This is a genomic window from Mycobacterium terramassiliense, from assembly GCF_900157385.1.
Taxonomy (GTDB): domain Bacteria; phylum Actinomycetota; class Actinomycetes; order Mycobacteriales; family Mycobacteriaceae; genus Mycobacterium; species Mycobacterium terramassiliense.
This window is the reverse complement of record NZ_LT717700.1, coordinates 218,425-241,577: the sequence shown is the minus strand read 5'-3', so window position 1 is coordinate 241,577 and position 23,153 is coordinate 218,425. Positions and strand designations below refer to the sequence as shown.

The 23,153-nt window shown below is 70.5% G+C and carries 23 protein-coding genes; 15 read left to right on the top strand and 8 right to left on the bottom strand.

Annotated features, from left to right (window positions below):
• Window positions 1-56: 56 nt before the first annotated feature.
• The 3 genes from MTAB308_RS09145 to MTAB308_RS09135 are packed head-to-tail and all read left to right on the top strand — an operon-like array spanning window position 57 to window position 3,720.
• On the top strand, window positions 57-1,073 hold the full coding sequence (locus MTAB308_RS09145; RefSeq protein WP_425436266.1) for a chemotaxis protein CheB: 1,017 nt from the start codon (window positions 57-59) through the stop codon (window positions 1,071-1,073).
• On the top strand, window positions 1,066-1,824 hold the full coding sequence (locus MTAB308_RS09140; protein ID WP_077099173.1) for an ATP-binding protein: 759 nt from the start codon (window positions 1,066-1,068) through the stop codon (window positions 1,822-1,824). Before MTAB308_RS09145 ends, MTAB308_RS09140 begins: the two co-directional genes overlap by 8 nt.
• Before the next feature lie 54 nt (window positions 1,825-1,878).
• Window positions 1,879-3,720 carry a CheR family methyltransferase gene (locus MTAB308_RS09135; RefSeq protein WP_077099172.1) on the top strand — a complete coding sequence of 614 codons (1,842 nt, stop codon included), beginning with the start codon at window positions 1,879-1,881 and terminating at the stop codon, window positions 3,718-3,720.
• Window positions 3,721-3,733: 13 nt separating this feature from the next.
• Here MTAB308_RS09135 and MTAB308_RS09130 read toward each other — a convergent pair whose 3' ends face one another.
• Window positions 3,734-4,591: a chemotaxis protein CheB gene (locus MTAB308_RS09130; protein ID WP_077099171.1), complete on the bottom strand. Its 858-nt coding sequence runs from the start codon at window positions 4,589-4,591 to the stop codon at window positions 3,734-3,736.
• A gap of 146 nt (window positions 4,592-4,737) precedes the next feature.
• Here MTAB308_RS09130 and MTAB308_RS09125 point away from each other — a divergent pair, with 146 nt between their 5' ends.
• Both MTAB308_RS09125 and MTAB308_RS09120 read left to right on the top strand, forming a co-directional pair.
• Complete coding sequence (locus tag MTAB308_RS09125; RefSeq protein ID WP_083746532.1) at window positions 4,738-5,961, top strand: glycosyltransferase; 1,224 nt, start codon at window positions 4,738-4,740, stop codon at window positions 5,959-5,961.
• On the top strand, window positions 5,961-7,034 hold the full coding sequence (locus tag MTAB308_RS09120; RefSeq protein ID WP_077099169.1) for an AraC family transcriptional regulator: 1,074 nt from the start codon (window positions 5,961-5,963) through the stop codon (window positions 7,032-7,034). Before MTAB308_RS09125 ends, MTAB308_RS09120 begins: the two co-directional genes overlap by 1 nt.
• Before the next feature lie 5 nt (window positions 7,035-7,039).
• Here the strand turns inward: MTAB308_RS09120 and MTAB308_RS09115 are convergent, their stop codons facing one another.
• Complete coding sequence (locus MTAB308_RS09115) at window positions 7,040-7,990, bottom strand: helix-turn-helix transcriptional regulator (protein WP_077099168.1); 951 nt, start codon at window positions 7,988-7,990, stop codon at window positions 7,040-7,042.
• Window positions 7,991-8,053: 63 nt separating this feature from the next.
• On the opposite strand from MTAB308_RS09115, the gene MTAB308_RS09110 reads away from it, so the two are divergent.
• Window positions 8,054-8,491 (top strand): SRPBCC family protein, encoded by a 438-nt coding sequence (locus MTAB308_RS09110; RefSeq protein WP_077099167.1) that lies wholly within the window; start codon window positions 8,054-8,056, stop codon window positions 8,489-8,491.
• Between the two features lie 6 nt (window positions 8,492-8,497).
• Here MTAB308_RS09110 and MTAB308_RS09105 read toward each other — a convergent pair whose 3' ends face one another.
• Window positions 8,498-9,856 (bottom strand): flavin monoamine oxidase family protein, encoded by a 1,359-nt coding sequence (locus tag MTAB308_RS09105; RefSeq protein WP_077099166.1) that lies wholly within the window; start codon window positions 9,854-9,856, stop codon window positions 8,498-8,500.
• A gap of 148 nt (window positions 9,857-10,004) precedes the next feature.
• Here MTAB308_RS09105 and MTAB308_RS09100 point away from each other — a divergent pair, with 148 nt between their 5' ends.
• A complete protein-coding gene (locus MTAB308_RS09100) occupies window positions 10,005-10,979 on the top strand; it encodes an alpha/beta fold hydrolase (RefSeq protein WP_077100076.1) in 975 nt (324 codons plus the stop codon).
• Between the two features lie 5 nt (window positions 10,980-10,984).
• Here MTAB308_RS09100 and MTAB308_RS09095 read toward each other — a convergent pair whose 3' ends face one another.
• Entirely contained in the window at window positions 10,985-12,331 is a 1,347-nt protein-coding gene (locus tag MTAB308_RS09095; RefSeq protein ID WP_077099165.1) for a flavin monoamine oxidase family protein, read from the bottom strand.
• 77 nt (window positions 12,332-12,408) lie between these two features.
• Here MTAB308_RS09095 and MTAB308_RS09090 point away from each other — a divergent pair, with 77 nt between their 5' ends.
• Entirely contained in the window at window positions 12,409-13,404 is a 996-nt protein-coding gene (locus MTAB308_RS09090; protein WP_077099164.1) for a TIGR03617 family F420-dependent LLM class oxidoreductase, read from the top strand.
• A gap of 31 nt (window positions 13,405-13,435) precedes the next feature.
• Here the strand turns inward: MTAB308_RS09090 and MTAB308_RS09085 are convergent, their stop codons facing one another.
• The gene (locus MTAB308_RS09085; protein ID WP_077099163.1) at window positions 13,436-14,551 is read right to left on the bottom strand and encodes an Rv3169 family protein; all 1,116 of its coding nucleotides are present in this window, start codon (window positions 14,549-14,551) and stop codon (window positions 13,436-13,438) included.
• Complete coding sequence (locus MTAB308_RS09080; protein ID WP_425436226.1) at window positions 14,551-15,711, bottom strand: phosphotransferase family protein; 1,161 nt, start codon at window positions 15,709-15,711, stop codon at window positions 14,551-14,553. Before MTAB308_RS09080 ends, MTAB308_RS09085 begins: the two co-directional genes overlap by 1 nt.
• 45 nt (window positions 15,712-15,756) lie before the next feature.
• On the opposite strand from MTAB308_RS09080, the gene MTAB308_RS09075 reads away from it, so the two are divergent.
• Both MTAB308_RS09075 and MTAB308_RS09070 read left to right on the top strand, forming a co-directional pair.
• Window positions 15,757-16,359, top strand: coding sequence for a TetR/AcrR family transcriptional regulator (locus MTAB308_RS09075; protein ID WP_077099162.1), 603 nt, complete (start codon window positions 15,757-15,759; stop codon window positions 16,357-16,359).
• Window positions 16,356-17,225 carry an SDR family NAD(P)-dependent oxidoreductase gene (locus MTAB308_RS09070; RefSeq protein WP_077099161.1) on the top strand — a complete coding sequence of 290 codons (870 nt, stop codon included), beginning with the start codon at window positions 16,356-16,358 and terminating at the stop codon, window positions 17,223-17,225. Before MTAB308_RS09075 ends, MTAB308_RS09070 begins: the two co-directional genes overlap by 4 nt.
• Here the strand turns inward: MTAB308_RS09070 and MTAB308_RS09065 are convergent.
• The gene (locus tag MTAB308_RS09065; protein ID WP_077099160.1) at window positions 17,222-17,827 is read right to left on the bottom strand and encodes a class I SAM-dependent methyltransferase; all 606 of its coding nucleotides are present in this window, start codon (window positions 17,825-17,827) and stop codon (window positions 17,222-17,224) included. The two genes, MTAB308_RS09070 and MTAB308_RS09065, sit on opposite strands and share 4 nt — an antisense overlap.
• Window positions 17,828-17,865: 38 nt before the next feature.
• The gene (locus MTAB308_RS09060) at window positions 17,866-18,858 is read right to left on the bottom strand and encodes a DUF222 domain-containing protein (protein WP_077099159.1); all 993 of its coding nucleotides are present in this window, start codon (window positions 18,856-18,858) and stop codon (window positions 17,866-17,868) included.
• Between the two features lie 167 nt (window positions 18,859-19,025).
• Between MTAB308_RS09060 and MTAB308_RS09055 the strand changes: the two genes are divergently transcribed.
• The 5 genes from MTAB308_RS09055 to MTAB308_RS09035 are packed head-to-tail and all read left to right on the top strand — an operon-like array spanning window position 19,026 to window position 23,147.
• Window positions 19,026-19,964 carry a DUF4129 domain-containing protein gene (locus tag MTAB308_RS09055; protein ID WP_173842142.1) on the top strand — a complete coding sequence of 313 codons (939 nt, stop codon included), beginning with the start codon at window positions 19,026-19,028 and terminating at the stop codon, window positions 19,962-19,964.
• Complete coding sequence (locus MTAB308_RS09050; RefSeq protein WP_077099158.1) at window positions 19,961-20,443, top strand: hypothetical protein; 483 nt, start codon at window positions 19,961-19,963, stop codon at window positions 20,441-20,443. Before MTAB308_RS09055 ends, MTAB308_RS09050 begins: the two co-directional genes overlap by 4 nt.
• Complete coding sequence (locus MTAB308_RS09045; protein WP_077099157.1) at window positions 20,440-21,417, top strand: AAA family ATPase; 978 nt, start codon at window positions 20,440-20,442, stop codon at window positions 21,415-21,417. The genes MTAB308_RS09050 and MTAB308_RS09045 overlap by 4 nt, the downstream gene beginning before the upstream one ends.
• A 7-nt stretch (window positions 21,418-21,424) precedes the next feature.
• Complete coding sequence (locus tag MTAB308_RS09040; protein ID WP_077099156.1) at window positions 21,425-22,693, top strand: DUF58 domain-containing protein; 1,269 nt, start codon at window positions 21,425-21,427, stop codon at window positions 22,691-22,693.
• A 7-nt stretch (window positions 22,694-22,700) separates the two neighbouring features.
• On the top strand, window positions 22,701-23,147 hold the full coding sequence (locus tag MTAB308_RS09035; protein ID WP_077099155.1) for a hypothetical protein: 447 nt from the start codon (window positions 22,701-22,703) through the stop codon (window positions 23,145-23,147).
• The last annotated feature ends 6 nt before the right edge of the window (window positions 23,148-23,153 follow it).

The window sequence follows — 23,153 nt, the reverse complement described above, 5'->3', positions numbered from 1 at the left end:
CGCACCTATCCACCGGCCACGCGGTTACGTACCCTTGGTAGGGGTAGTCGAGGGTGGTGATTGACGCGACCAATGCGAATGGCGACCTGCGCGGTGTGGTCGCTATCGGGGCCTCGGCGGGCGGCGTCGAAGCGCTCTCGACCATGGCCGCAGGCCTGTCGCCGGATGTTCCGTACGCGTACCTGGTGGTGCTGCACGTTCCCGCCGGCGCGCCCAGCGTGTTGGCCCGCATCATCGACCGCTGTGGGGCGCTGCCCGCGGTCACCGCCGAGGACGGTGCGACGCTGCGCCCGGCGCACATCTACGTCGGCCGCCCGGACCGCCACCTGCTGGTCGCCGACCACCGGGTGGTGTTGTCGCAGGGGCCCACCGAGAACGGGTACCGGCCGGCGATCAACGCGTTGTTCCGTTCGGTCGCCGTCGCGTACGGCCCCCGCGCGATCGGGGTGCTGCTCTCGGGTGTCCTGGACGACGGCGTGCTGGGCCTCGCCGCCATCCGCTCCCGCAACGGCACCACCATTGGCCAGTCACCCGAGGACGCGATGTTCGCGGCGCTGCCGAACAACGCACGGGACGCCGGCGTGCTGGACCGCCAGGCCGCCGCGGACGAGATCGGCGCGGTTCTCAAGGAGCTTTCCCAGAGAGAAATCGAGGACCCGGACGTGGAACCCGACCCCGCGCTCGAACTGGAGAATCGAATCGCCATGGCCACCCGGTTCTCGACCAACTTCGACACCCGACACCTGGGCGTGCCGTCGGGATATACCTGTCCGGACTGCAACGGCTCGCTGGTTTCGATCAGCGAGCGCCACTTTCGTTGCCAGGTCGGTCACGCCTGGACCGCCGACGCGTTGCTGGGCGCGCGCGACACCGAGATAGACGGCGCGCTGTGGGTCGCGGTGCGCAGCCTGCAGGAGAAGGCGCGGTTGGGCCGGAAAATGGCCGACAAGGCCGGTCCCGGTCCGGTCTCCCTGCGCTACAACGCCATGGCCGAGGAAAGCGAACGGGCGCTGAGCGTGCTCAGCGACCGGCTCGCGGCCCACGCCCCCCTTCGCGGTGACGCCCATGGTTGAGTCCGGGCCGGCCGTCCGCGTCGACGCATCGCCGCACCGCGACGTGTTGATCCTGGTGACGGACGGGGTGCTGGACAGTTCCACCTATCGGACCGTCCGCGACACCGTGGTCAAGGCCGCGCTCGAGGAGCCGCGCGCGGTGGTGGTGGACGTCGACCGCCTGCGGGTGCCGTCCGCGTCGGCCTGGACGGTGTTCACCAGCGCGCGCTGGCACGTGAGTGTCTGGCCGGACGTGCCGGTCGTGCTGGTGTGCGCGCGTTCGCAGGTCCGGCGCTCGATCGCCGCCGGCGGGGTCAGCCGGTACGTGCCGGTGTATCCCGACCGGGAGTCGGCACTGCAGGCCGTGTACACCCAGCCGATACCGCTGCGGCGCCGGGCGCGCAGCGAGCTTCCCGCCTCGAGGGCCGGTGTCGGACTGGCCCGCGCGCTGATCACCGACTGGCTCACCCACTGGGACAACAGCGACCTGATTCCGGTCGCGACCACGGTCGGGACGGTCTTCGTCGAAAACGTCTTGGACCACACCGAAAGCGCGCCCGTCCTGGTGGTGGAGAGCTATCGAGGCACCGTCACCGTCGCGGTGGAGGATTGCAGCGACCGCCTGCCGGGCCGGCACGAAGACGCCTCCCGCGGCGCCGAAATCGTCTCCGGCCTGGCCATCGTGGCGGCCCTCTGCCGGGCCTGGGGCGCCACCCCGACACCGTCGGGCAAGACGGTGTGGGCACTTGTCGGTAGCGAAAATCGGCTCTAGCGCCGCGGGTAGTGTTCAAGTCCTTCGGCGAATGCGCTTTCGAACGGGACGTTAATGGAGGGCACGACCGACGAGGCCTTCGAGGCCTTGTTGCGGTACATGCGGGACACCCGCGGATTCGACTTCACGGGCTACAAGCGCGCCTCGCTCATGCGGCGGGTCCGGCACCGCATGGATCAGGCGGGATACGGCACGTTCGAGGAGTACCTCGACGTCCTGCAGGCCGGCTCGGATGAGTTCGCGGCGCTGTTCAACACCATCCTGATCAACGTCACCGCGTTCTTCCGCGACCCGGAGGCCTGGGAATTCGTCAGCGCCGAGGTGATTCCGCGGATGCTGGCCGAGCGCGGACCCGACGATCCGATCCGGGTGTGGAGCGCGGGATGTGCGTCCGGGCAGGAGGCCTATTCGCTGGCCATGCTGCTGGCCGAGGCGCTGGGGCCCGACGCGTTCCGGCAGCGGATCAAGATCTACGCCACGGACGTCGACGAGGAGGCGCTCGCCGACGCCCGCGTCGCGACCTACGACGCCAAGGCCGTCGAGTCGGTGCCGCCCGAGCTGCTGGCGCGCTATTTCGAACACGTCAACGGTCGCTACGCCTTCCACAAGGATCTGCGCCGCGCGGTCATCTTCGGCCGCAACGACCTGGTCAAGGACGCGCCGATCTCGCGCGTCGATCTGCTGGTCTGCCGCAACACCCTGATGTACCTCAACGCCGAGACACAGCGAAACGTGTTGAGCCGCCTACATTTCGCTCTAGCGCCGCAGGGCACGCTGTTCCTCGGGCACGCCGAGATGCTGTTGAGCCACAGCGACCGCTTCGCCCCGTTGAGCCTCAAGAATCGAATCTTCCGCAAGGTCGCCGGTGGCCAGGGCGGCGTCGACCGCTACGACCCGGCCGCCGCATTCTACGAACACGGCGCTGACCTGTCAGGCCTGATGACGGTGCGCGACTTGGCCTTTCGGGCCAGCCCGGTCGCCCAGATCGTGATCACCGGCGAGGACACCGTCGCCATGATCAACCAGCAGGCGGAGAGCGTCTTCGGCTTGTCGGCTCGCGACATCGGCCGGCTGCTGCGCGATCTCGAGGTGTCCTACCGCCCGGTGGAGCTGCGCGCCTACCTGGAGCAGGCGAAGGTGGAGCGGCGGGCGACGCGGATTCCTGACGTCAAGTGGCAGCGGCAAGGCGCCGAGACCGGGTGGTTCGAGATCCACGTCAACCCGCTCGTCGATGCCGAGAACGGTCTGCTCGGCGTGTCGATCGTGTTCTTCGACGTGACCGCGACGCGCGCGCTGCTCGACAAGGTCGTGCACACCAACCGCCAACTCGAGGCGGCCTACGAGGAACTGCAATCCACCAACGAGGAACTCGAGACCACGAACGAGGAGCTGCAGTCCACCGTGGAGGAGCTCGAGACCACCAACGAGGAGCTGCAGTCCACCAACGAAGAGCTCGAGACGATGAACGAGGAGCTGCAGGCCACCAACGACGAGCTGCACGCCATTAACGACGCCCTGCGCGAGCGCAGCGTGGAACTCGACGACGCCAAGAACTTCCTGGGCTCGCTGATCAACTCGGTTCGGCCGGGGATGGTCGTGGTGGACCGGGAGATGCGGGTGGTGGTGTGGAATCGGGCCTGCGAAGACCTCTGGGGTCTGCGGGCCGACGAGACGACCGGAACCCGGCTGACCGAGCTGGACATCGGCCTACCGCTGGACGGCGTGCGGCCACTCATCGGCAACGCGTTCGTCGACCCGGACGCCTCCGGTGAAACGGTAGTGGACGCCGTCACCCGCCGCGGCCGGGCGGCCCGGGTGCGAGTCGTGTGCACGTCGTTTCGCTCGGCCGACGGGACAGTGGGCGGGGCGCTGCTGCTCATGGAGGTCGTTGGCTAGCCCCGGCCCGCCCTCAACGCCCCCACCGCGCGGCCGCCTCCTCGGCCGCCCGGTGTGCGAATTGTGCGCGGCGCAGCGACTCTTGGGCCCGGCGGCGCGCGATGGCCACCGACTGCGCGGTGGCAACGAACCCCTCGGCCAGGCCGCGCCTCGTGCGCCGCAGTTCGGCCGCGCGCAGGCGTGCCATCTCGGCGCGGGCCGCCGCGCCCCAGGTGTCGCCCTTCCCCGGCGCCCGCTGCGGTATCGCCCCGGTCCCGTCGGGCGCGGGCGCCGGGGTGGGTAGCGGCCCGCCCGCGACGATTTCGGCGAGGGCGCGTGCGATGTCGTGGATCGGCAACACGAGATCGGCGCCGGCCCGCGCGGCCGCGAGCGGCATCGACGGGTACTGGGCGGTGCCGGGGCTCTGCGCGATGACGGTAGCGCCGGCCCGCTTCATGGAGACGGTGCCGGCGGCGCCGTCCTGCCCGGAGCCCGACAAGACGACCGCCACGCCGCGCGCTCCGTACGACCGGGCCACCGACGCCAGCAGTACGTCGAAGCGCTGCTCCGCCAGTGGCTCCGTTTCGCGAAGGTGGCAGCGGCCGTCGGGCGTCAGTTCCAGGTGCACTTTCGGCGGGCAGACCAGCACCCGTCCGGGCGCGACGGCCTGACCGTCCCGCACCCAGCTGACGCGATGGCGCGTCTGCCTGCCCAGGATCGTCGGCAGCACGCTGGTCAAGCCGCCGAGGTGCTGCTGCACGACGACGGCGGCGGCAAAATCGGTCGGCAAGTCACGCAAGACGGTGGAGAAGGCGTGCAGTCCACCCGCCGACGCCACCAGCACCGCCAGCTGAACAGGAGGGCGTCGGGTGGCCCTCGTCACCGGGGTCATCCCCCGAGTGTCCTCCCCGCCGGGAAGCCGTTATGCGAAACATCGGGACGGTGGGCGAACCCCGCGAAGGGAGGCGTTTCGCTTTCGTGTAGCCGGGTAGCACTTTTTGGTCGGCTGACCACAGCGTCAATTCGAAGGGAGCCATGGTGAAGATCGCTATCGTCACCGGGGACGACCTCGTAGGTGATGACCCTCGGCGGCTCTGTGCCGCTCTGGCGGCCCGAGGGCACGACGCGACAACCTACGTCAGGCATGACGCCGCGCGACCGGCGAAGGCCGACGAGGACTGCCGGACCCGGTCGGTTCGCGTCGGCCCCCCCGCTTCCGCGCCGCTCCCGGCGGTGTTGCCGTATGTCGGGGAGTGGTCGGCAGCCCTCGAGCGCCTGTGGGCTACGGATTCTGGGGATCCGCCCGACGTCGTGCACGCGTACGGCTGGCTCGGGGGGTTGGCCGCCCAACTGGCCGCACGGCGGCGCCGGATCCCGGTCGTGCAGAGTTTCCTGGGAATGGCCGTGACGTCACGGCCGGCCCCCGGTAACGATCACCACAGCGAACGCGAACGTGTCGAGCAGCTGTTGGCACGGGCCGCGACGTGGGTCACGGGCGAGTGTGCGGCCGACGTCGACGCGCTGGCCCGGTTGCGTCGCGGCCGGGCTCGCGTGTCGACCCTGTGCGGCGGCGTCGATGTCGAGCGATACAGCCCGGTTGGCCCGAAGGCGGCCCGCAACGGCCTGCACCGCGTCCTCTGCCTGGCACCGAACCCGTTGGCGTGCAATGGTTTCGACATCGTCGTGCGCGCCCTTCCCAGGGTTTCCGGCGCCGAGCTTGTCGTCGCCGAGACCGCCGCCGGCAACCCCCGCCACGACGAGGCGCGGGCCGAGCTGGGGCGTTTGGCCGCGGAGGTGGGCGTTGCCGACCGGGTCCACTTCGCGAGCACCGTGGACGGTGACGGGCTGCCGTCGCTCCTGCGATCCGCCGACGTGGTCGTGTGCGCGCCCCGGCGGCCACCGCGGGCGACGCCGGCGCTGCAGGCCATGGCCTGCGGGGTGGCGGTGGTCGCGCTTCCCGTCGGCGTGCTGACCGACGCCGTGGTGGACGGTGTCACCGGGGTGGTGCTGTCGCAACACAGCCCCGCCGCGGTGGCCGCGGCGCTGCGTAGCCTGCTCGCACAGAGCTTCCACTGCGAAAGCATGGGCGCCGCCGGTCGAAGCCGCGCCGCGTCGCGCTACGCCTGGGACCGGATCGCGCTCGACGCGCTCAACATCTATCGGCAGCTGGTGCCGCAACGCGGGGGGCCACCGGAGCACGAGTTCGCCGGGGGGGTGACGCGACCGGTGAAGGCGGCCGTTGACACCTGCGCGGGTGCGTGATGACGACCGTCGCCGACGGCACGGCGTCCGGCGGCCTCCTCGGGGTGGCCGGCCAACCCGATGCGATCGAAATCGACCTGCGCCCCGCTGGTCATCCCCTCGCCCGTGAAATCGGCCCGGCCCCGGGCCCGGCGGCGGTCAGCTACGAGCAATTCCGCACCGTAGAGCCGGAGGCGACGCGCCGCTTTTTTGCCGGCGCGTACACACCGGGCTGGCGCGTGACCGGGCCCACCAGCGGCTCGGCCGTCCTGCACCGGCGGTGCGCGACGGGTTCGGTCGCGGTCGACGAGGTGTCGGTCCAGGGCCAATTGGTCATCGAAATCCCGCCCGCCGACACCGTCGTCGTGATCCAACCCCGCGCGGGCTCGCTGACCGTGACCGGGGGCCCGCTGCCGCACCTGGATTGCCCGATCCTGGTCGCCCACGGCATGTCGGGCGCGCTGCGGGTCAACGGTGCGCGGTTCGACGTGGTCACCATCGCCCCGGACGCGCTGCAGAAGGTCGCCGAGGGCTGGCGCGCACCGCCCTCCCATCAAATCCGCTTCCTCAACTGCCGGCCACGCTCGCGCGACGCCGTGCGCGCGTGGCATCGGGCGCTGGATTACGCGACCGCGACCCTGGCCGCGCCGGACACCGCCCGTCAACCCCTGATCGCGGCGGCGATCGGCCCGTTGCTGGCCGGCGCGCTGCTCGAGTGCTATCCGTCCGGCGTGAGCGAGCCGGATCCGGCCGGCGATCCCGGCCTGCCCGAGACGCTGAGAGACGCGGTGAGCTTCATCCACCGGCACGCGGCCGGCGAGGTGAGCATCAACGACATCGCGGCCGCGGTGCATCTGACCCCCAGGGCGGTGCAGTACCTGTTCCGGCGCCAGCTCGATACCACCCCCACGGAATACCTGCGCCGCGTCCGGCTACAGCGCGCGCACGACGACCTGATCGCCGGGGAGCCGTCCAACGGCACCGTCTCCGAGATCGCCCGTCGTTGGGGCTTCACGCACACCGGCCGGTTCGCGGCGCTCTACCGGCGGACCTACGGTCAGAGCCCGCACGACACCTTGAAACGGGCGACATAGGGCCGTCATTCGCGCAGCGTCGTGTGCGGGCTTTGGCCGTACACCTGGCGGTAGTACACGGCGAACCGGCCGGTGTGTGTGAATCCCCACCTGGCGGCGATCTGGGCGACCGTGGCGTGGGCCCTGTTGGCGGCCACCAGTTCTCGGTGGGCGTGGTGGAGCCGCACGCGGCGCAGGTATTCCATGGGCGTGCAATCGCGGTGGCGACGGAACATCAACTGGATCGCGCGCGGCGTGACATAGGTGGCGCGGGCGACGTCGGCGATCCCGATGTCGGTGTCGGCGTGGTCCTCGATGAACGCGATAGCGCGCCGCAGCAACGCCGGCGTGGTGTCGTGCCGATCCCCGATCGTGGGGTCCAGCAACGCGTTGTTGGGAAAGGTGGCGAGCATCGTGGCGGCCAGGTGCTGCAGCGCCGTCGACGCGATCAGCTTCGCGCCGCTCGAGGCCGGGTCGATCAGCAGTCCGTCCCGCAGATAGTCGACCGACTGGACCAGGTGCCGGCCGGCGGCCGCGGAAACCGGCCGCGAACCGGTCAATCGGATCCGCCCGGACCCGCCACCGTCTCCCGCCGCCACCCGATCGAAAAGTCCCCTGTCGACGGTGACGATGTCGCAGTGGGCGCGGCTCACGTGGCCGCCGAACGGCGCCTCGAGCGCGCCGATGGCCAAGATCTCGCCGGCGCCAACGGAATTCGGCGGGCCGGCGGGTGGCCGCTCTTCGATCAGCCCGGACCGCACTCGGCACAGGTAGATCTTCTCGGGCGACTCGGCTTCATAGCTGAAGTCATAGCCGACTTCGGCGTCATCGATGGTCAGCGGGCCGCACGACCTTCTCGAAATTTTCATGCGGGCGGCAGCGCTTGGGGTGCCGCTGATGCGCACGGCGGCGTAGGTCTGGCCGAGGACCTGCTCGGCCTCACCCAGGTCGTCCGTGTCCAACAACACCGTTTTCATCGGGTTCCCGTTCGTCGACGCTACACAATTGTGTGCGTGCCGACGGCGGCTAGCATGTGTCGAATGGTCCGGATTCACTTGGAGCGAAGCATCGCCGCACCTCCGGAACAGGTCTTCGACTGGCTGGCCGACCCGCACAACCTGGCCGCCGCCCCGCTGGTTCTGCGGGCCGGTGACGCGAAGGATTCGCCGGGGCGCGGCGCGGGCGCGGTGCGTGAGGTGGTCGGGGTCGGGACCTGGTTTCGCGAGGAGATCACGGCCTACGACCGGCCGCGGAGCTACTCCTACCTCATCGTCCGATCCTTCCCGCCGTTCAACCACGACGGAGGCACGCTGACGTTCACCGCCGCCGGTGACGGCACCCGCGTGGACTGGTTGACCAACTACACCCATCCGGCCCGGGCCGGGGGAAAGCTGTTGGAGGCGGTCAGCCAGCGGCTGCTGCGCGCGAGCTTCGCCGCCATCCTCGACGGCTGCGCCGACGCGCTGGAGCGCACGTAGGGACCGTCAGCCACCCAAGCGGCGCATCAACTGGTCGGCGGCGTATCGGCCACTGACCACGGCGCCGGTCGCGGTGGCCGGATTGTTGGTGCCGACCGCCTCACCCGCGAGGTAAAGCCGGTCGCCGATCGGTTCGGCCAACCGGCGCCGGTCGTCGAGGCCGGAACCGGGCGCGTGGAACGAATACGAGCCGAGCGCGTAGGGGTCGACGGCCCAAGCCGAGCTTCGGACCTCGACCGGTGAGACGTCGCCGCCGAACAGCCGACGGGCGATGGGCAGCGCGCTGGCCATCAGCTCGGCGGGCCGCGCCGCCTCCGCCCACCGGCCGCGGTCACCGGCGTTGAAGGCCAACATGATTGGTCCCGCGGCGCTGGGCAGGCTGAACCATTGCGACCAGGTGCCCGGCTCGGTCCCGATGTACTGGTAGAAGGCGTTCTCGACGTCCCAGCTTCGCCGGCTGAAACGGAAGAAGCTCTTGGACAACACGCCGAACCCGAGCGCGTTCACGGCGTGCAGGTGCGGGTCGGGAAGCGGCGGACCGAAGGCGATCGCACCGGATTTCAGGACGCCCAGGGGGACGGTGACGATCGCCGCGGGTCCCTCGAACGAGCGGCTTCCGGCGCGTACGACGACGGAGTTGCCGCGTCGGGCGATCGCGGTGACCGGCGTCTTCAGCTGGATCTGCAGACCCTCGGCAAGCAGCCGCGGCAGGGCGTCGTAGCCGCTCGTGACGACGTCCTGGTCGCCGTCGGCGTAGTCGCCGTGGTCAAAGGTGTTGGCGGACAACTGGTCCGCGCCGGCGGCATACTCGTCCTCGATCTCGGTGGTGATGTAGAAACCCAACTGCGCGCGGTCGGAATCGGAGAGCTCCGCGCGGGTGGCCGCGGCGTCCACCGCGGCGCCGAGGCTGCCGCCGTCGACGTGGCCGCGGGCCCGTCGCACAAAGGTGCGCCACGTTTCCGGGTCGTAGTCCAGCGGGGGGAGTCGCGGATCGACCGCGAGTTTCGCCCACCCGTAGTAGTCGGTGGGCACGAGCTGGGCGCGCGCCTCATGGGCGAGCTCCATCAGCGGATTGTCGGTGGTGCCGTGGATCCAGGACGCACCCATCTCCAGCGGCACGCCCCAGTCGCGGTAGGTGTGCACCCGCCCGCCGATGCGGTCGCGGGCTTCGATGACACGCACCGGCCATCCCGCGTCGGCAAGGCTGCGTGCGGCGGACAGGCCCGCCATGCCGGCGCCGACAACGAGCACCGCCTTATCGTCGAGCGGGGCGTCGGCCGGGGGACGCGGAGCGCACCCGGCCGCGAGTCCGCCGCCGACCAGCGTCGTCGCCGCGAGGAACTCCCGACGGGACAGCGGGTTCACGGCTGTCAGCGTCTCACAGGTTGTTGCACGACCGTGCCCGAATTGGCGGCGTGTAATGGGCCGTTTTCACCCGTTCGTCGTTGAGTGGGGGCTACACTTCGCCTACATCCGGGGTGCGGCGACGTGGCCGCGTTCGAAGGGGGCGGCGATGAGTGTTGTGTCATCGAATCGGACAGGCGAGCGGCTCCCCGACGAACTGCCGCCCAGCCACGCCGTGACTGTGCCCGCGGTCGACGGAACCCCTTTGCACGCAGAGGTTTTCGGGCCGCCCGACGGTTATCCGATCGTGCTCACGCACGGCATCACCTGCGCGATCCGCGCCTGGGCGCACCAGATCCGCGACCTGGCCACCGATTACCGGGTCATCGCGTTCGACCATCGCGGCCACGGACGAAGCGGCGTTCCGCGCCGCGGTGGCTACAGCCTCGAACACCTTGCGTCCGACCTGGATTCGGTGCTGGAGGCGACCTTGGCGCCGCACGAGCGCGCGGTGCTGGCCGGCCACTCGATGGGCGGCATCACGATCGCGGCCTGGTCGGAGCACTACCGCGACAGGGTCCGCCGGCGCGCCGACGCCGTCGCGCTGATCAACACCACCACCGGCGATCTGGTGCGTCAGGTGAAGCTGCTGTCGGTGCCCCGCGAGTTGCGCGGGTTTTCAGAGGCGCGAGTCCTGGCCGCCCGCGGCCTGATCACGGCCTTCGGCGGGTTTCGGGTGCCGGCCGCGGCCCGGATCCCCAGCCGCTACGTCGTCGCGATGCTCGCGGTCGGCCAGGGCGCCCACCCGGGCGCCGCGCGGGCGGTCTGCGAGCTGTTCGCGCAGACGTCGCCGGCCGGGCGCGGGGGCTGCGCCAAGATGCTCGTCGACGCGCTGGGGTCGCGGCATCTCGCATTGGACGGGTTGACGGTGCCGACGCTGGTGATCGGCAGCGAGCGCGACCGGCTGACCCCGATCGGCCAGTCACGGCGGATCGCGCGCACGGCGCCCAACGTCGTCGGGCTGGTCGAGCTCCCCGGCGGCCACTGCTCGATGCTGGAACAGCCGCGCGAGGTCAACCGGCACCTGCGGGCGCTGGTGGAATCGGTGACCCACGACGTGCGGGCGCGCCGGATCAGCTCATAGCGGGCTCATAGCAGGGCGGTGATCTCGGCGGCGGCCCGCTGGCCGGACCGCACGGCGCCGTCGAGGAACCCGGTCCACTCATCCGCGGTCTCGGTGCCGGCCCAGTGGATCGGCCCGACCGGTTCGCGCAGCCACCGCCCGAACCGTGTCCACGAGCCGGGCGGTACCGCCGCCGTCGGACCGCCCGGCGCGAAATCCTCTGTGCCCCAACGTTGGTCGACATAGTCCAGGGGCTTGAGCGCTTCGTCGCCGAACTGCGAGGCGAAGCAGCGCAGCGCGTCGCGGCGGCGCTGTTCGGAGGGAAGCGAGTCGAACGCGCGGGCGTCGACAAAGCCCATCAGGACCCCCGGACCGTCGGCGTGCGGGCTGACGTCGAAGGTGATGAACACCGGGCCCCGGTCGGAGAGCGCCTGCCCGGAGAACCCGTCGGCGCGCCAGAACGGCGTCTCGTAGGCCGCGTAGGCCTTGCTGAGCCGGCCCTGCGGCCAATTGCGGGCGAGCTGTTCGTACTCCTCGGGCAGCGGGGGAGCGAACTCGATCGATGCCCGATGGGCCGGCGGGACCGCAACGATGACGAAGCCGGCCTCGGCCGCACCGGCGTCGGTGCTCACCGTGACCCCCGAACCGTGCCGCTCGATGCGCCGCACCGGGGCGTTGAGCACCACGCGCGCCCCCAGCTCGGCGGCCGCCGCCTCGGCGATCTGTTGGGTGCCGCCCGGGAAACGGTCCTGCTGGGCGCCGTTTTCGACGTCGAGCAGCGGGTCCAGCCCCCCGGCGGCGTGCACATACCGGGCGGCGTGCAGCATCGACACCTCGTCGGGTTCGCAGCCCCACGTCACGCGGGCCACGATGGCCATCAGGTCGTGCGAGGAGGCGGAGGCGCGCACCGAGCGCAGCCAGCCGCCCAGCGACATGCCGTCCAGTTCGCGGGCGCGGCGCGCGTCCCACGGCGCCGCCACCGGGACGCCGCGGGCGATCCTCTCGAATTGCCAACGCAGCCGGCCGATGTCGAGCAGCCCGGTCAGCGAAAGTTTGGGGATGGTGCCGTGGTAGGGACGCGCCCACCCGCGCCAGTGGATGACGTTCTTGCCGTCGTGGTGCGTCGGGATGGTCGGGACCTGCAGCTCGGCGGCCAGCGCCAGGACGGCGTCCTGGGTCGGGCCGACGAAGGTGCCGCCCAGGTCGGCGGGCAACCCGGCGACGCTGCCGGTGAACGAGCGGCCACCCACGCGGTCGCGGCCCTCGAAGACCAGCACGTCATGGCCCTGCCGCGTCAACTCGCGCGCCGCTGACAGCCCGGCAAAGCCGGCACCGACCACGACCACGTCGACAACCGGCGGCGGCTTCGTCACGTCCCCAGTCAACCGCATTTCGACGGTTTCGTACGATAAATTTCCCTTGCCCGTCTAAGTAGGTGCTCAGGTAGCCGATGAAAGTCTTCACCGCGTTGTACGGGCCGGTGGATGCGGTCGAGCGCGCGCGGGCGCTGCGCGACGCCGGGGCCAGCGGTGTGGCCACCTTCGAGGGTCAGCACGACGTGTTCGCCCCGCTGACGCTGGCCGCCACCGTGGGCGGGCTGGACCTGATGACCAACGTGGCCATCGCGTTTCCGCGCAATCCGATACACCTGGCCCACCAGGCCAACGATCACCAGCTGCTGAGCGGCGGGCGATTCTTCCTCGGCCTGGGCACCCAGATCCGCCCGCAGATCGAAAAGCGATTCGGTGCACAGTTCGAGCATCCGGTGGCCCGCATGACCGAGTTGATCGCGGCCCTCCGCGCGATCTTCGAGGCCTGGGAAACGGGCGGCCGCTTGGACTTTCGCGGCGACTACTACCGGCACACGCTGATGACGCCGACGTTCAGCCCCGGCCCCAATCCCTATGGCCCGCCGCCGATCTACGTCGGAGCCCTCGGCCCGCGGCTGACCCGCGCCACCGCCGAGCACGCCGACGGCCTGTTGGTGATGCCTTTCGGCACCAAGCGGTTTCTGCACGACGCCACGATGCCGGCGGTGCGCGACGGCCTGCGGGCCGGTGGCCGCCGGGCCGAGGACTTAGCCGTGATCCCCGAGATCATCGTGTCGGCGGGCTCGGACCCTGCGGATCACGCGGCCACGCGGCGGCTGCTGGCCTTCTACGGGTCCACCCCGGCGTACCGGCCGGTGCTGGCCGCGCACGGCTGGGAGGGCCTGCAGCCCGAACTCAACGCGATGTCCAAGCAGGGCCGCTGGCAGGAGATGGGCGAGTTGATCGACGACGAGGTGCTGCACACCATCGCGGCCTGCGGCACGCCGAAGGAGATCGCCGCCCACATCCGCGACCGCGTCGACGGCGTCTCGGACACCGTGTGCCTCTACCAACCGTCGCCGATTGGGCTGCAGACGCTGTCGGAGATCCTGGACGAGCTGCGCGAACTGCGCTAGGCGCGCTAGGCGCGCTAGGCGCGCGGAAGCCTTAGGGCGCCACCGTCAGCCAGTCCTTGAAGCCCGACGGGTCGTGGCGGCCCAGCGCGCCGTGTTCGTAGAGACCCCAGCCCTCCACCGGATCGCCGTCGCCGTCGCGGCACACCGCGCGGCCCACGTGGTCGATCACGCCGAAGCCCGACCGCGCGACGATGGCCGGGTCGGTCATGTCGTAAGTCAGCCGCTCGACGAACTTTTCGCCCTTCCACATCCCGTGCAGCCAGTCCGAATCGCCGCCGTAGCCGCCCCCGACGTGGATCGGGACGGGCAGCTTGGACTCGACGTCGAAGTGGACTGCGGTGCCGTCGGGGGCCGTCGCGTCGATGGTCGCCCCGGTCGGGATGCGGGTGCCGGACCGGTAGTGGATTTTCACCCGCGGCCAGCCCAGCTGCTCGACGCGGCCGTCGCGCCAGACCCGGGTGCAGTCGTTGAGCGAGCGGAACCCGGTGGGCTCCTCCTGGATGATCAGCACGATCGCGAACTCGTCGAAGGCCATCGGCACGTAGAGCCACCACATGCCCTCGAACGGCGGGTCGGCGGGCCGGCCCGCCGGCTCGGGCTCGCCGATGGGCCGGATGCCCCAGGACCGGTCGCGGCTGCCCAGCCACGTCGCGGGGTCCACGGCGATCTCCTCGCCGTCGATCGCGATGCGGCCGCTCCAGCTGCCGAGCTGGGCGAACCGCTGGGCGTCCAGCGTGACCCGGTTCCCGGAGCGCAGCACGTGCGGCTGTTCCTGGACGACGTCGAACAGGCCCTCCCAGCTGAGATCGGCTGCGATGCCCTCGGTTTCGTCGAGAATCAGGCGCAGCTTGCGAAGCGGTTCGCTGACCTCGATCCGGTAGCCGTTGACGTTCTGGTTGAGCCGGTCGGAGTCGATCGCGTCCGACAGGTGCACCGCGGTCTGGGTGTCCCCGCGGCGGACGAGGAAGAACGCGTCCTTGACGCCGAGGTTGGGGTAGTAGCCGATGCCGCTGATGACGAAGATGTCGCCGGTGCGGTCGTGGGCATTGAAATACGAGCGGTCATAGAAGTTGCGGTCCGAGGAACCCGCCCAGGCGATCGGCCGCGGAACCTGATGTAGGGGAAACTCGTCCAGCGGTCCGAGCATTACTGATCCTCTCCGATAAGGCCGTCATCGATAAGACGCCGCATCAATCCGGCGTGGTAGAACAGCGATTCGACGTCGTCGGGCTTTTCGGTTTCGCCGAAGTGCACCCGCCGGGCACCGGTGCGCATGAACACGCATGCCCACATCACCCCGGAGTAGGCGTAAAACCAGCGCAGGTCGCCCACGTCGACGCCGCTGAGTTCTCGGTAGGTGGCGCGCACGTCGTCCTCGCGCATCACGTCGGGGAGGCCGGGCAGGGTCGCCAGCCCGGCGAGCTCTTGAAAGACCATGTGCGCGTAGATCATCCACGCGACATCGAGCTCGCGTGGCCCCAGCGTCACCATCTCCCAGTCCAGCACCGCCGCGGGGCGGAAGTCGTGGTACAACACGTTGCCCACCCGCGCGTCGCCCCAGAGCAGGACGGGCTCACGCGCGGCCGCCTCGTCGGGCCAATTGGCCTCCAGCCACTCGAAAGTCCGCTCCAGCAACGGTGATCGGCCGATGTCGGGCACCGCGAAGTCATACCACGACCGCACCCAGTTGAAGTGCCTGCGCAGGGCGGTGTCGCCGTCTGCTGCGGACAGGAACCCGAATGTGTTCTGGGCGTTCGGAATCGAGTGCAGCTTGGCCAGCACGCCGACCGTGGCGTCCTGCAGCTCGCGCTGTCGTTGCTGGGGCGCGTCGGCGAACCAGTTGCCGCCGAAGGTGTAGGGCATGACGTCCGGGGGCACCTCGCCCTCGACGTAGTCCATCACGAAGAACGGCGTGCCCAGGACCTCGCCGGTGGGCTCCAGCCAGCGCACCCGCGGGACGGGAACGTCGGTGAGCTCGCCGACCTTGCGGATCACTTCGAATTGGTGGTCGAGGCGATACGTCGGGAAGACCTGCACGTCCTCGGCGGTCGGCGCGACCCGGGCCACCAGCTTCTGCTCGATCGGCCGGCCGTCCTGCTCCCAGCGCGCGGTCAGGATGATGGTCTCCGACGACATGCCCGTCGAGTCGACACCGCTCTCCACGGTGATGTCGGGCTTGGCCCCGCCGGGAAGCAGGGTCGACAGCCATTGCGACATCACCGCGGGCAGCGTGGTGACGTCCCGGCTGGAGCGCTGCAGTCGGTCGACTTTGTCCAGCACAGGTTCATTGGACACGGGTGCCTCCATTCTTAGAGACTTCAGCGAGGCAATTACGATACGGTAGGTAGCGTTATGAAAGCAGACCCGTCCTACCTTGACAAGGCCCCCGGTGCCGGGCGGCCCCGGGATCCGCGCATCGACTCGGCCATCCTGTCGGCGACCGCGGAACTGCTTGTGGAGATCGGCTATTCGAACCTGAGCCTGGCCGCGGTGGCCGAGCGCGCCGGCACCACGAAATCGGCGCTGTACCGCCGGTGGTCGAGCAAGGCCGAACTGGTGCACGAGGCGGCGTTCCCGACCGCCCCCACCGCGCTTCAGGCCCCGGCAGGCGACATCGCCGCCGACGTCCGGATGATGATCGAGGCCACCCGCGACGTGTTCACCACCCCGGTGGTGCGCGCCGCGTTGCCCGGGCTGGTGGCCGACATGACGGCCGATCCCGGCCTCAACGCCCGGGTGATGTCGCGGTTCGCCGAGGTGTTCGCGGCCGTGCGGGTGCGGCTGGGCGAGGCCATCGACCGGGGCGAGGCGCACCGCGGCGTGGACCCCGACCGGTTGATCGAGTTGATCGGGGGAGCCACCATGCTGCGGATGTTGCTGCGCCCGGAGGAGAAGCTGGATGACACCTGGGTCGAGCGGACGACGGCCATCGTCGTGCACGGGGTGACCGGATGACCCGGCTGGCGGGCCGGTCCGCGATCGTCACCGGCGGCAGCCGTGGCCTGGGCCGGGCGATCGCGCTGGCGCTGGCCGCGGAGGGCGCCGCGGTGGCCGTCGCGGGGCGCACCGAACAGGTGTGGGACGACCGGCTGCCCGGGACCATCGGCGAGACCGTCGCCGACGTCGAGGCGGCCGGCGGACGCGCCGTGGCGGTCCGCGCCGACCTGACCGACCGCGACGACGTCGCCCGCCTCGTGGACGAGGCGCGAGACGCGTTGGGGCCCATCACGATTCTGGTCGACAATGCGGCGTTCACCGCGCCCGGCCGCCCGCCGGTGCCGGGTGCCGAGCCGCGCCCCAAGGCCGCCAAACCGGCCACCGGCGGTGCCAAGCCGGGGTGGCCGGGCTTCGTCAGCACGCCGCTGCAGGCGTTTCGCCGGCATTTCGACATCGGGGTGTTCGCCGCCTACGAGCTGATGCAGCTGGTGTGTCCCGACATGATCGACGCGGGTGGCGGCTCGATCATCAACATCACCTCGATCGCGTCGCGGATGCCCGGCGACGGGCCCTACGCCGACCGCAGCGGCGGGGTGCTGCCGGGGTACGGCGGGTCCAAGGCGGCGCTCGAGCACCTCACCCAGTGCGCGGCGTTCGATCTCACCGACCACAACATCGCGGTGAACGCGCTGTCGCCGTCGAAGCCGATCCTGACGCCCGGGCTGGCCTACTACGCGCGCGAGTTCGTGGACACCGCCCCGGCCGATGAATTCGCCCGGGCGGCAGTGGAATTGGCCCTGGTGGACCCCGCGGTGGTCACCGGGCGCACCATCGGCCACCTGCAGGTGCTCGACGGCACCTTCCGCCCGTTCACGCTGGGTTAGGCCGGTTTGGTCGCCGTCACGGCGTTGATGATCACGGCGTAGAGCCGGTGCCAGCGCGGGGACGCGAACCCCGCCTGCCGCAGCAGAACCGTGGCGCGGCCCCGGGTGCGGGCCTTGCCGCGACGGGTGGTGGCGATCGTCGGCAGCAGCCACCACGAGAACTGGTCGACGAGCACCAGGTGCCCGCCGGGGCGCAGCACCCGTGCGCATTCGACCAGCCCCGCCCGTTGATCGGTCCAGTGATCGAACGACGTCGTGCTGACCACGAGGTCAAAGGTGCCGTCCGGGAAGCCGAGCCGTTCGGCCACCCCGACGGCGAAGCCGAGCCGATCGTCGCCGCCGAAAGCGCTTGCCGTCGCGATCATTTGGGGTGCGGCGTCGATGCCGCAGAGCCGTTGGGCGCCGGGGAAGCGGCGGGCCAGGGTGCGCAGCAGATGGCCCGTTCCGCATCCCACGTCCAGCACGCTGCCCGGAGAAGCGACGGCCGCGGCCGCCAGATCGGCGGTGCGGTCGCTGATCTCATGGTGCAGCCGGCCCCGCCACCCGTGGTCGTACTCGGGCGCCCGATCGTCAAACGCGGCGAGGTCGCGGTGCGGCGGCACGCGTTCAGTGTGCCACGCGGTCCTTCCCGGCGCGGCCCTCAACCGCCGTCCTCGTCGGGTGGATCGGAGTCTGCGCGCAGCAGCTCCTCGGGGTGGTGGGCGCGGTTGATGTGCGGCGGACCGGAGCCGTCGGCCCAGCCGAGTCGGCCGTTGTCGGTGACGTTGGTGCGCCAGTGGCCGTTGCTGGCGTCGTCGTGGTCGGCGTCGCAGGCGAAGTGCGGCTTGTCGGCGTCGGTGCGGCCGCCGGCGGCCCAGTCCGGGGAGTGGTGCACCTCGCAGCGGTAGCCCGGTACCAGGCAGTTGGGGCGGGTGCAGCCGCGGTCGCGGGCGTAGCAGATCAGCCGTTGGTCGGCGGTCGCGATCCGTTTTTGGCGGCCCAGATACAGCGGCCGGCCGGTGTGGTCGTCGAACACCGCGTGGGGGTAGCTCCCGCTTGCGGGGGAGTAGTGAATGGCCGTGGCGGCCATGCGGATCAAATCGGGCATCGGCAGCCGGGAACCGCCGCCCGTCAGGGCGGGTGCCGGCATGGGGACCGCGGGGTCGGCCACCGCGTGGGCGGCGCGGTCGAGGTCGGCCAGGGTGGTGGTGACGACCACGGTGACCGGGTGACCGCGGTGGGCGCCGAGCTCACCGCAGTCGATCGCCGTCTTGAAGCCCAGTTTCAGCGCGTCGTGACAGCGCTGGGCGACCGTCCGCCGATCGCGCTCCGCGGGCTCGGCACCCTCGGGTTGGTGGCGGCCGGGCCGCACGGCGGCCTCGATCGCCTCGAAGTAGGCGCGGGCCTCCAGCAGGCCCGACAGCCGCGACATGCCGTCGGGTCCCTGCGGGCCCAGCCGCAGCCAGCGCCGGCGCTCACGGCGTCGGTGAACAGGCCGCTCCTGGGTCTCCAGCCGCTCGGCCACCTCGACGCGGAACTCGTTGCCCGCCGCATGCGAACCGGTCTCGCGCAGCACGTCGTGCGCGGCATCGATGGCATCCAGCGCGGCACCGATGCGCTCCCGCGCCTCCTCGGCACCCACGAACGAACCCATGCCGCCACGCTAAAAACCCGCCCCGTCAAAACCCCGACGCCGAAACCAAGCCGCCCGCCACCCGTGGACAAAACGCCAACTGTGGATAAGCCCGCGTGCCGGCGTGTGCAAGTATGAAGAAAGCCAGTGCCGCAACGGCGGCAGGCAACCGGTCGAGTGGTGTGCCCATGCCCGTTATCAAGCCCGGTATTGACAAGCCGACGGGGCGCGTCGTCGCGCTGATCGTGCTGATGATCTTTGCCGCCGCCGCCCTGCGCGGATACCTCCCGGCTCAGGGCCATGCGGTGCGCACGGAGCCGGGCGGCGGTCGGGCGGCCCTGCTGTTCGTCATCGTGGCCCTCAGTGCCACCCTCGCGCTGCTGACGATCGCCGTCATCGCGCGGTTGCGCGATCCGCGTGCGGTGGCACCCAAGCAGGAAGATCTGTCCGACATGCTCGGCACCGGCAAGGGCCGCCCGAGCTGGCGGGTGATATTGATCGGGCTCGCGCTGATCGCGGCGTGGCTGCTGATCGCGACGTTGTTGGTCCACTATCTGGTGCCGCACCGCGTCGACCCGCAAAACCCCGAACATATCCCCGGCGGCCCCCCGCCAGAGCAACAGCAACACCCGCCGAACAGCGCCGGGGATATGTTCGGGGTTTTGCTGGCCGGCGCGATCCCGATGATGCTGGTGATCGTCGCCGGCTCGGTGATCTTGGCGCGACGGCGCTGGCGCGCGGCAACGCCGGCCACGAGCGCCGACGGCCACGTCGAATCCCCGGCGCCCGCGCCGCGTTCGGAATCGCTGGCCCGCGCGGCCGAGGTCGGACTGGCCGAGATCGGCGACCTCAGCCGGGAACCTCGGCAGGCGATCATCGCCTGCTATGCCGCGATGGAGCGGGAGCTGGCCAACGTGCCGGGCGCCGCCCCTCAGGACTTCGATACGCCCACCGAGGTCCTCGTCCGCGCCGTCGAGCACCACGCGCTGCAGGCCGACAACGCGGAGCAGCTGGTGAATCTGTTCGAAGAGGCGCGTTTCAGCCCGCACGTGATGAACGAGGAACATCGTGAGGTGGCGGTGAACGTCCTGCGGCTGGTCCTCGCGGAATTGCGGAGTCCGGTATGAAAAGACTGCTAGCCCTGGGTGTTTGCCTGGTCGTGGGGATAGAGCTGTTGGCGTTGATACTGCACGGTCGCCGGTTCCTGCTGGCGGCCGCGGGCGTCGCCCTGGCCCTGGTGCTGCTCAACGTCCGTCGCTACCTGGGGCGCGGCAACGAACCGGCGGCCGAGTCGGACTACGACGACCTCGGGGACTCGTTGCGCCGCTGGCTCGCCACCACCGAGACGACGATCCGGTGGTCGGACTCCACGCGCGCCGACTGGGATCGCCACCTGCGCCCCATGCTCGCGCGGCGGTACGAAATGACAACGGGGCAAAAGCAATCCAAGGATGCCATGGCGTATCACGCGACCGGCCGGATGCTGTTCGGCGCCGAACTGTGGGAATGGGTCAATCCCAACAACGTCACGCGCACCGGTGACCACCGCCCGGGTCCGGGCCGCGCGGCGCTGGAAGAGATTCTGCGAAAGTTGGAGCAAATATGACACTGCCGGCCGCGACAACCACCGCACAGTGTGAGGCGGTGCTCGACGAGATCGAACGTGTGGTGGTCGGGAAGCGCTCGGCGCTAACGCTGATCCTGATCGCCGTCCTCGCGCGCGGCCACGTGCTCATCGAAGACCTGCCCGGCCTCGGCAAGACGCTGATCGCCCGATCCTTCGCGGCCGCGCTGGGGCTGCGATTCACCCGGGTGCAGTTCACGCCCGACCTGCTGCCCGCGGACCTGCTCGGCTCGACGATCTACGACATGCAGTCGGGCCATTTCGCCTTCCGGGCCGGACCCATCTTCACCAACCTGTTGCTCGCCGACGAGATCAACCGCACGCCACCGAAGACGCAGGCGGCGCTGCTGGAGGCGATGGCCGAGGGCCAGGTGAGCATCGACGGCGAAACCCACAGGTTGCCAACGCCTTTCATCGTCCTGGCGACCGACAACCCGATCGAGTACGAGGGTACGTATCCGTTACCCGAGGCGCAGCTGGACCGATTCGCGATCCGGTTGGAACTTCGCTACCTCTCCGAGCGCGACGAGACCTCGATGCTGCGCCGGCGCCTCGAACGGGGTTCGGCCGAGCCCACGGTCGGTCAGGTGGTGGACGCCAACGACCTGCTGGCGATGCGCGAGTCTGTCGAGCAGGTGACCGTGCACGAGGACGTCCTGCACTATGTCGTGTCGCTGGCCACCGCGACCCGGCACCATCCGCAGGTCGCGGTGGGCGCCAGCCCGCGGGCGGAACTCGACCTCGTCCAACTCGCGCGCGCCCGCGCGCTGTTGCTCGGTCGCGACTACGTGATCCCCGAGGACGTCAAGGCGCTCGCCGTGGCGGCCGTGGCGCACCGGATCACCCTGCGCCCGGAGATGTGGGTGCGCAAGATCCAGGGCGCCGACGTCGTCGGGGAATTGCTACGCCGTTTGCCGGTGCCTCGAACCAGCGGGGGGCACGGGGGGACCGGATGAGACCGGTGTGATCCAAAGCCGCGAAGTCGAGTTCGTCTGGCGCGCATCGCCGTTGACCCGAGCGATGGCGACGTGCGCCGGGGTCGCGCTGGCCGCCGCCGTGATCGGGGCGCGCTGGCAGCTGATCGCCTTCGCGGCTCCGCTGCTCGGCGTGCTGTGTTCGATCAGCTGGCAACGCCCGGCGCCGAAGATTCGGGTGCACGGGGAGCCCGATTCGCAGCGGTGCTTCGAAACCGAGCGGGCGCGGCTCAAAGTCTGGGTGACCCAGGAAAACGCGCCTTCCGGGGAAGCGGCGGTGGCACTCACGGTGTCGCCGGTCGCCGGCATGGAGCTCGAGGCGGTCGAGTCGGATACCCGCCACGCGAAAGCGGTTGCGGCGACCGCACAACGCTGGGGCCGCTATCCGGTGCGGGCCCGCATCGAGGTCCTCGCGCGCGGCGGGCTGCTGACGGGGACGGCCACCGTCGACGCCGCCGATATACTCGTGTTCCCGCTGACTCCTCCGCAGTCGACGCCGATCCCGCAGACGGAGTTGCTCGATCGGCTGGGCGCCCATCTGACCCGGCACATCGGGCCGGGCGTCGAGTACGCGGACATTCGCCCCTACGTGCCCGGCGACCAGCTGCGGGCGGTGAACTGGCCGGTGAGCGCGCGCCGCCGCCAGTTGCACGTGACGCAGCGCTTGACCGACCGCGCCGCCGACGTGGTGGTGCTGATCGACACGTATCGGCAGCCGGCGGGCCCGGCGACCGAGGCCACCGAGCGGGTCGTGCGCGGCGCGGCGCAGGTGGTGCAGACGGCGTTGCGGCACGGTGACCGTGCAGGCATCGTCGCGCTTGGCGGCAACCGCCCGCGCTGGCTCGGCGCCGACATCGGACAGCGCCAGTTCTACCGCGTGCTCGACACCGTGCTGGCCGCCGGCGACCAATTCGAAAACACCACGGGCACACTGGCGCCGCGCGCGGCCGTTCCGGTGGGCGCCATCGTGATCGCGTTTTCCACGCTGCTCGACACGGAATTCGCGCTGGCGTTGATCGACCTGCGTAAGCGCGGCCATGTCGTAATCGCCGTCGACATCCTCGACAGCTCACCCTTCGAAGCCCAGCAGGACCCGCTGATCGACCGGATGTGGGCGCTGCAGCGTTCCGCGATGTATCGGGACATGGCGACCGTCGGCGTGGACATCGTGGGTTGGCGGGGAGACAGCACACTGGATCAGTCGATGGGTGTGCTGCCGGATCGCCGGCACCGCCTGCGTGGACGGCTGAGGGGATAGCGGTGGCATGACGTCGATCCCGCGTTCGGCCCTTTTGGCCATCTCGACCGTTTTCGGCGTGCTCATGGTGGGGCTGGCCGCCGCTGGCTCCCACGGAGCGGCGCTCGTCGCGGCGGCGGCGGCCCTGGCGGCGGTGGGCGCCGGAGTGGCCGTGCGCCCGGCGGCGACGATTGCCGTGTTGCTGTCGGTGGCAACGATTGTGGCGTCGGATCCGGCGCTTGTGTTCGCCGCCTGGTCCGGGCTGAGCGCCGTCGCCTACCTGGTCTGCCGCCATGCGGCGGCGACGCCCGGCGCGGTGACGTGGAGTTGGCCGACGGTGATTGCGGCCGTTGGCTTTACGTGCGCGGGGCTGGTGGCGGCCGCGTTCCCGCTGCAGCTGCCGTGGTTGCCGCTGGCCGCGCCGCTGGGGGTGCTGGCGATCTACGTCCTGGCGACGCGCCCGTTCGTGAGTTGACGCAGC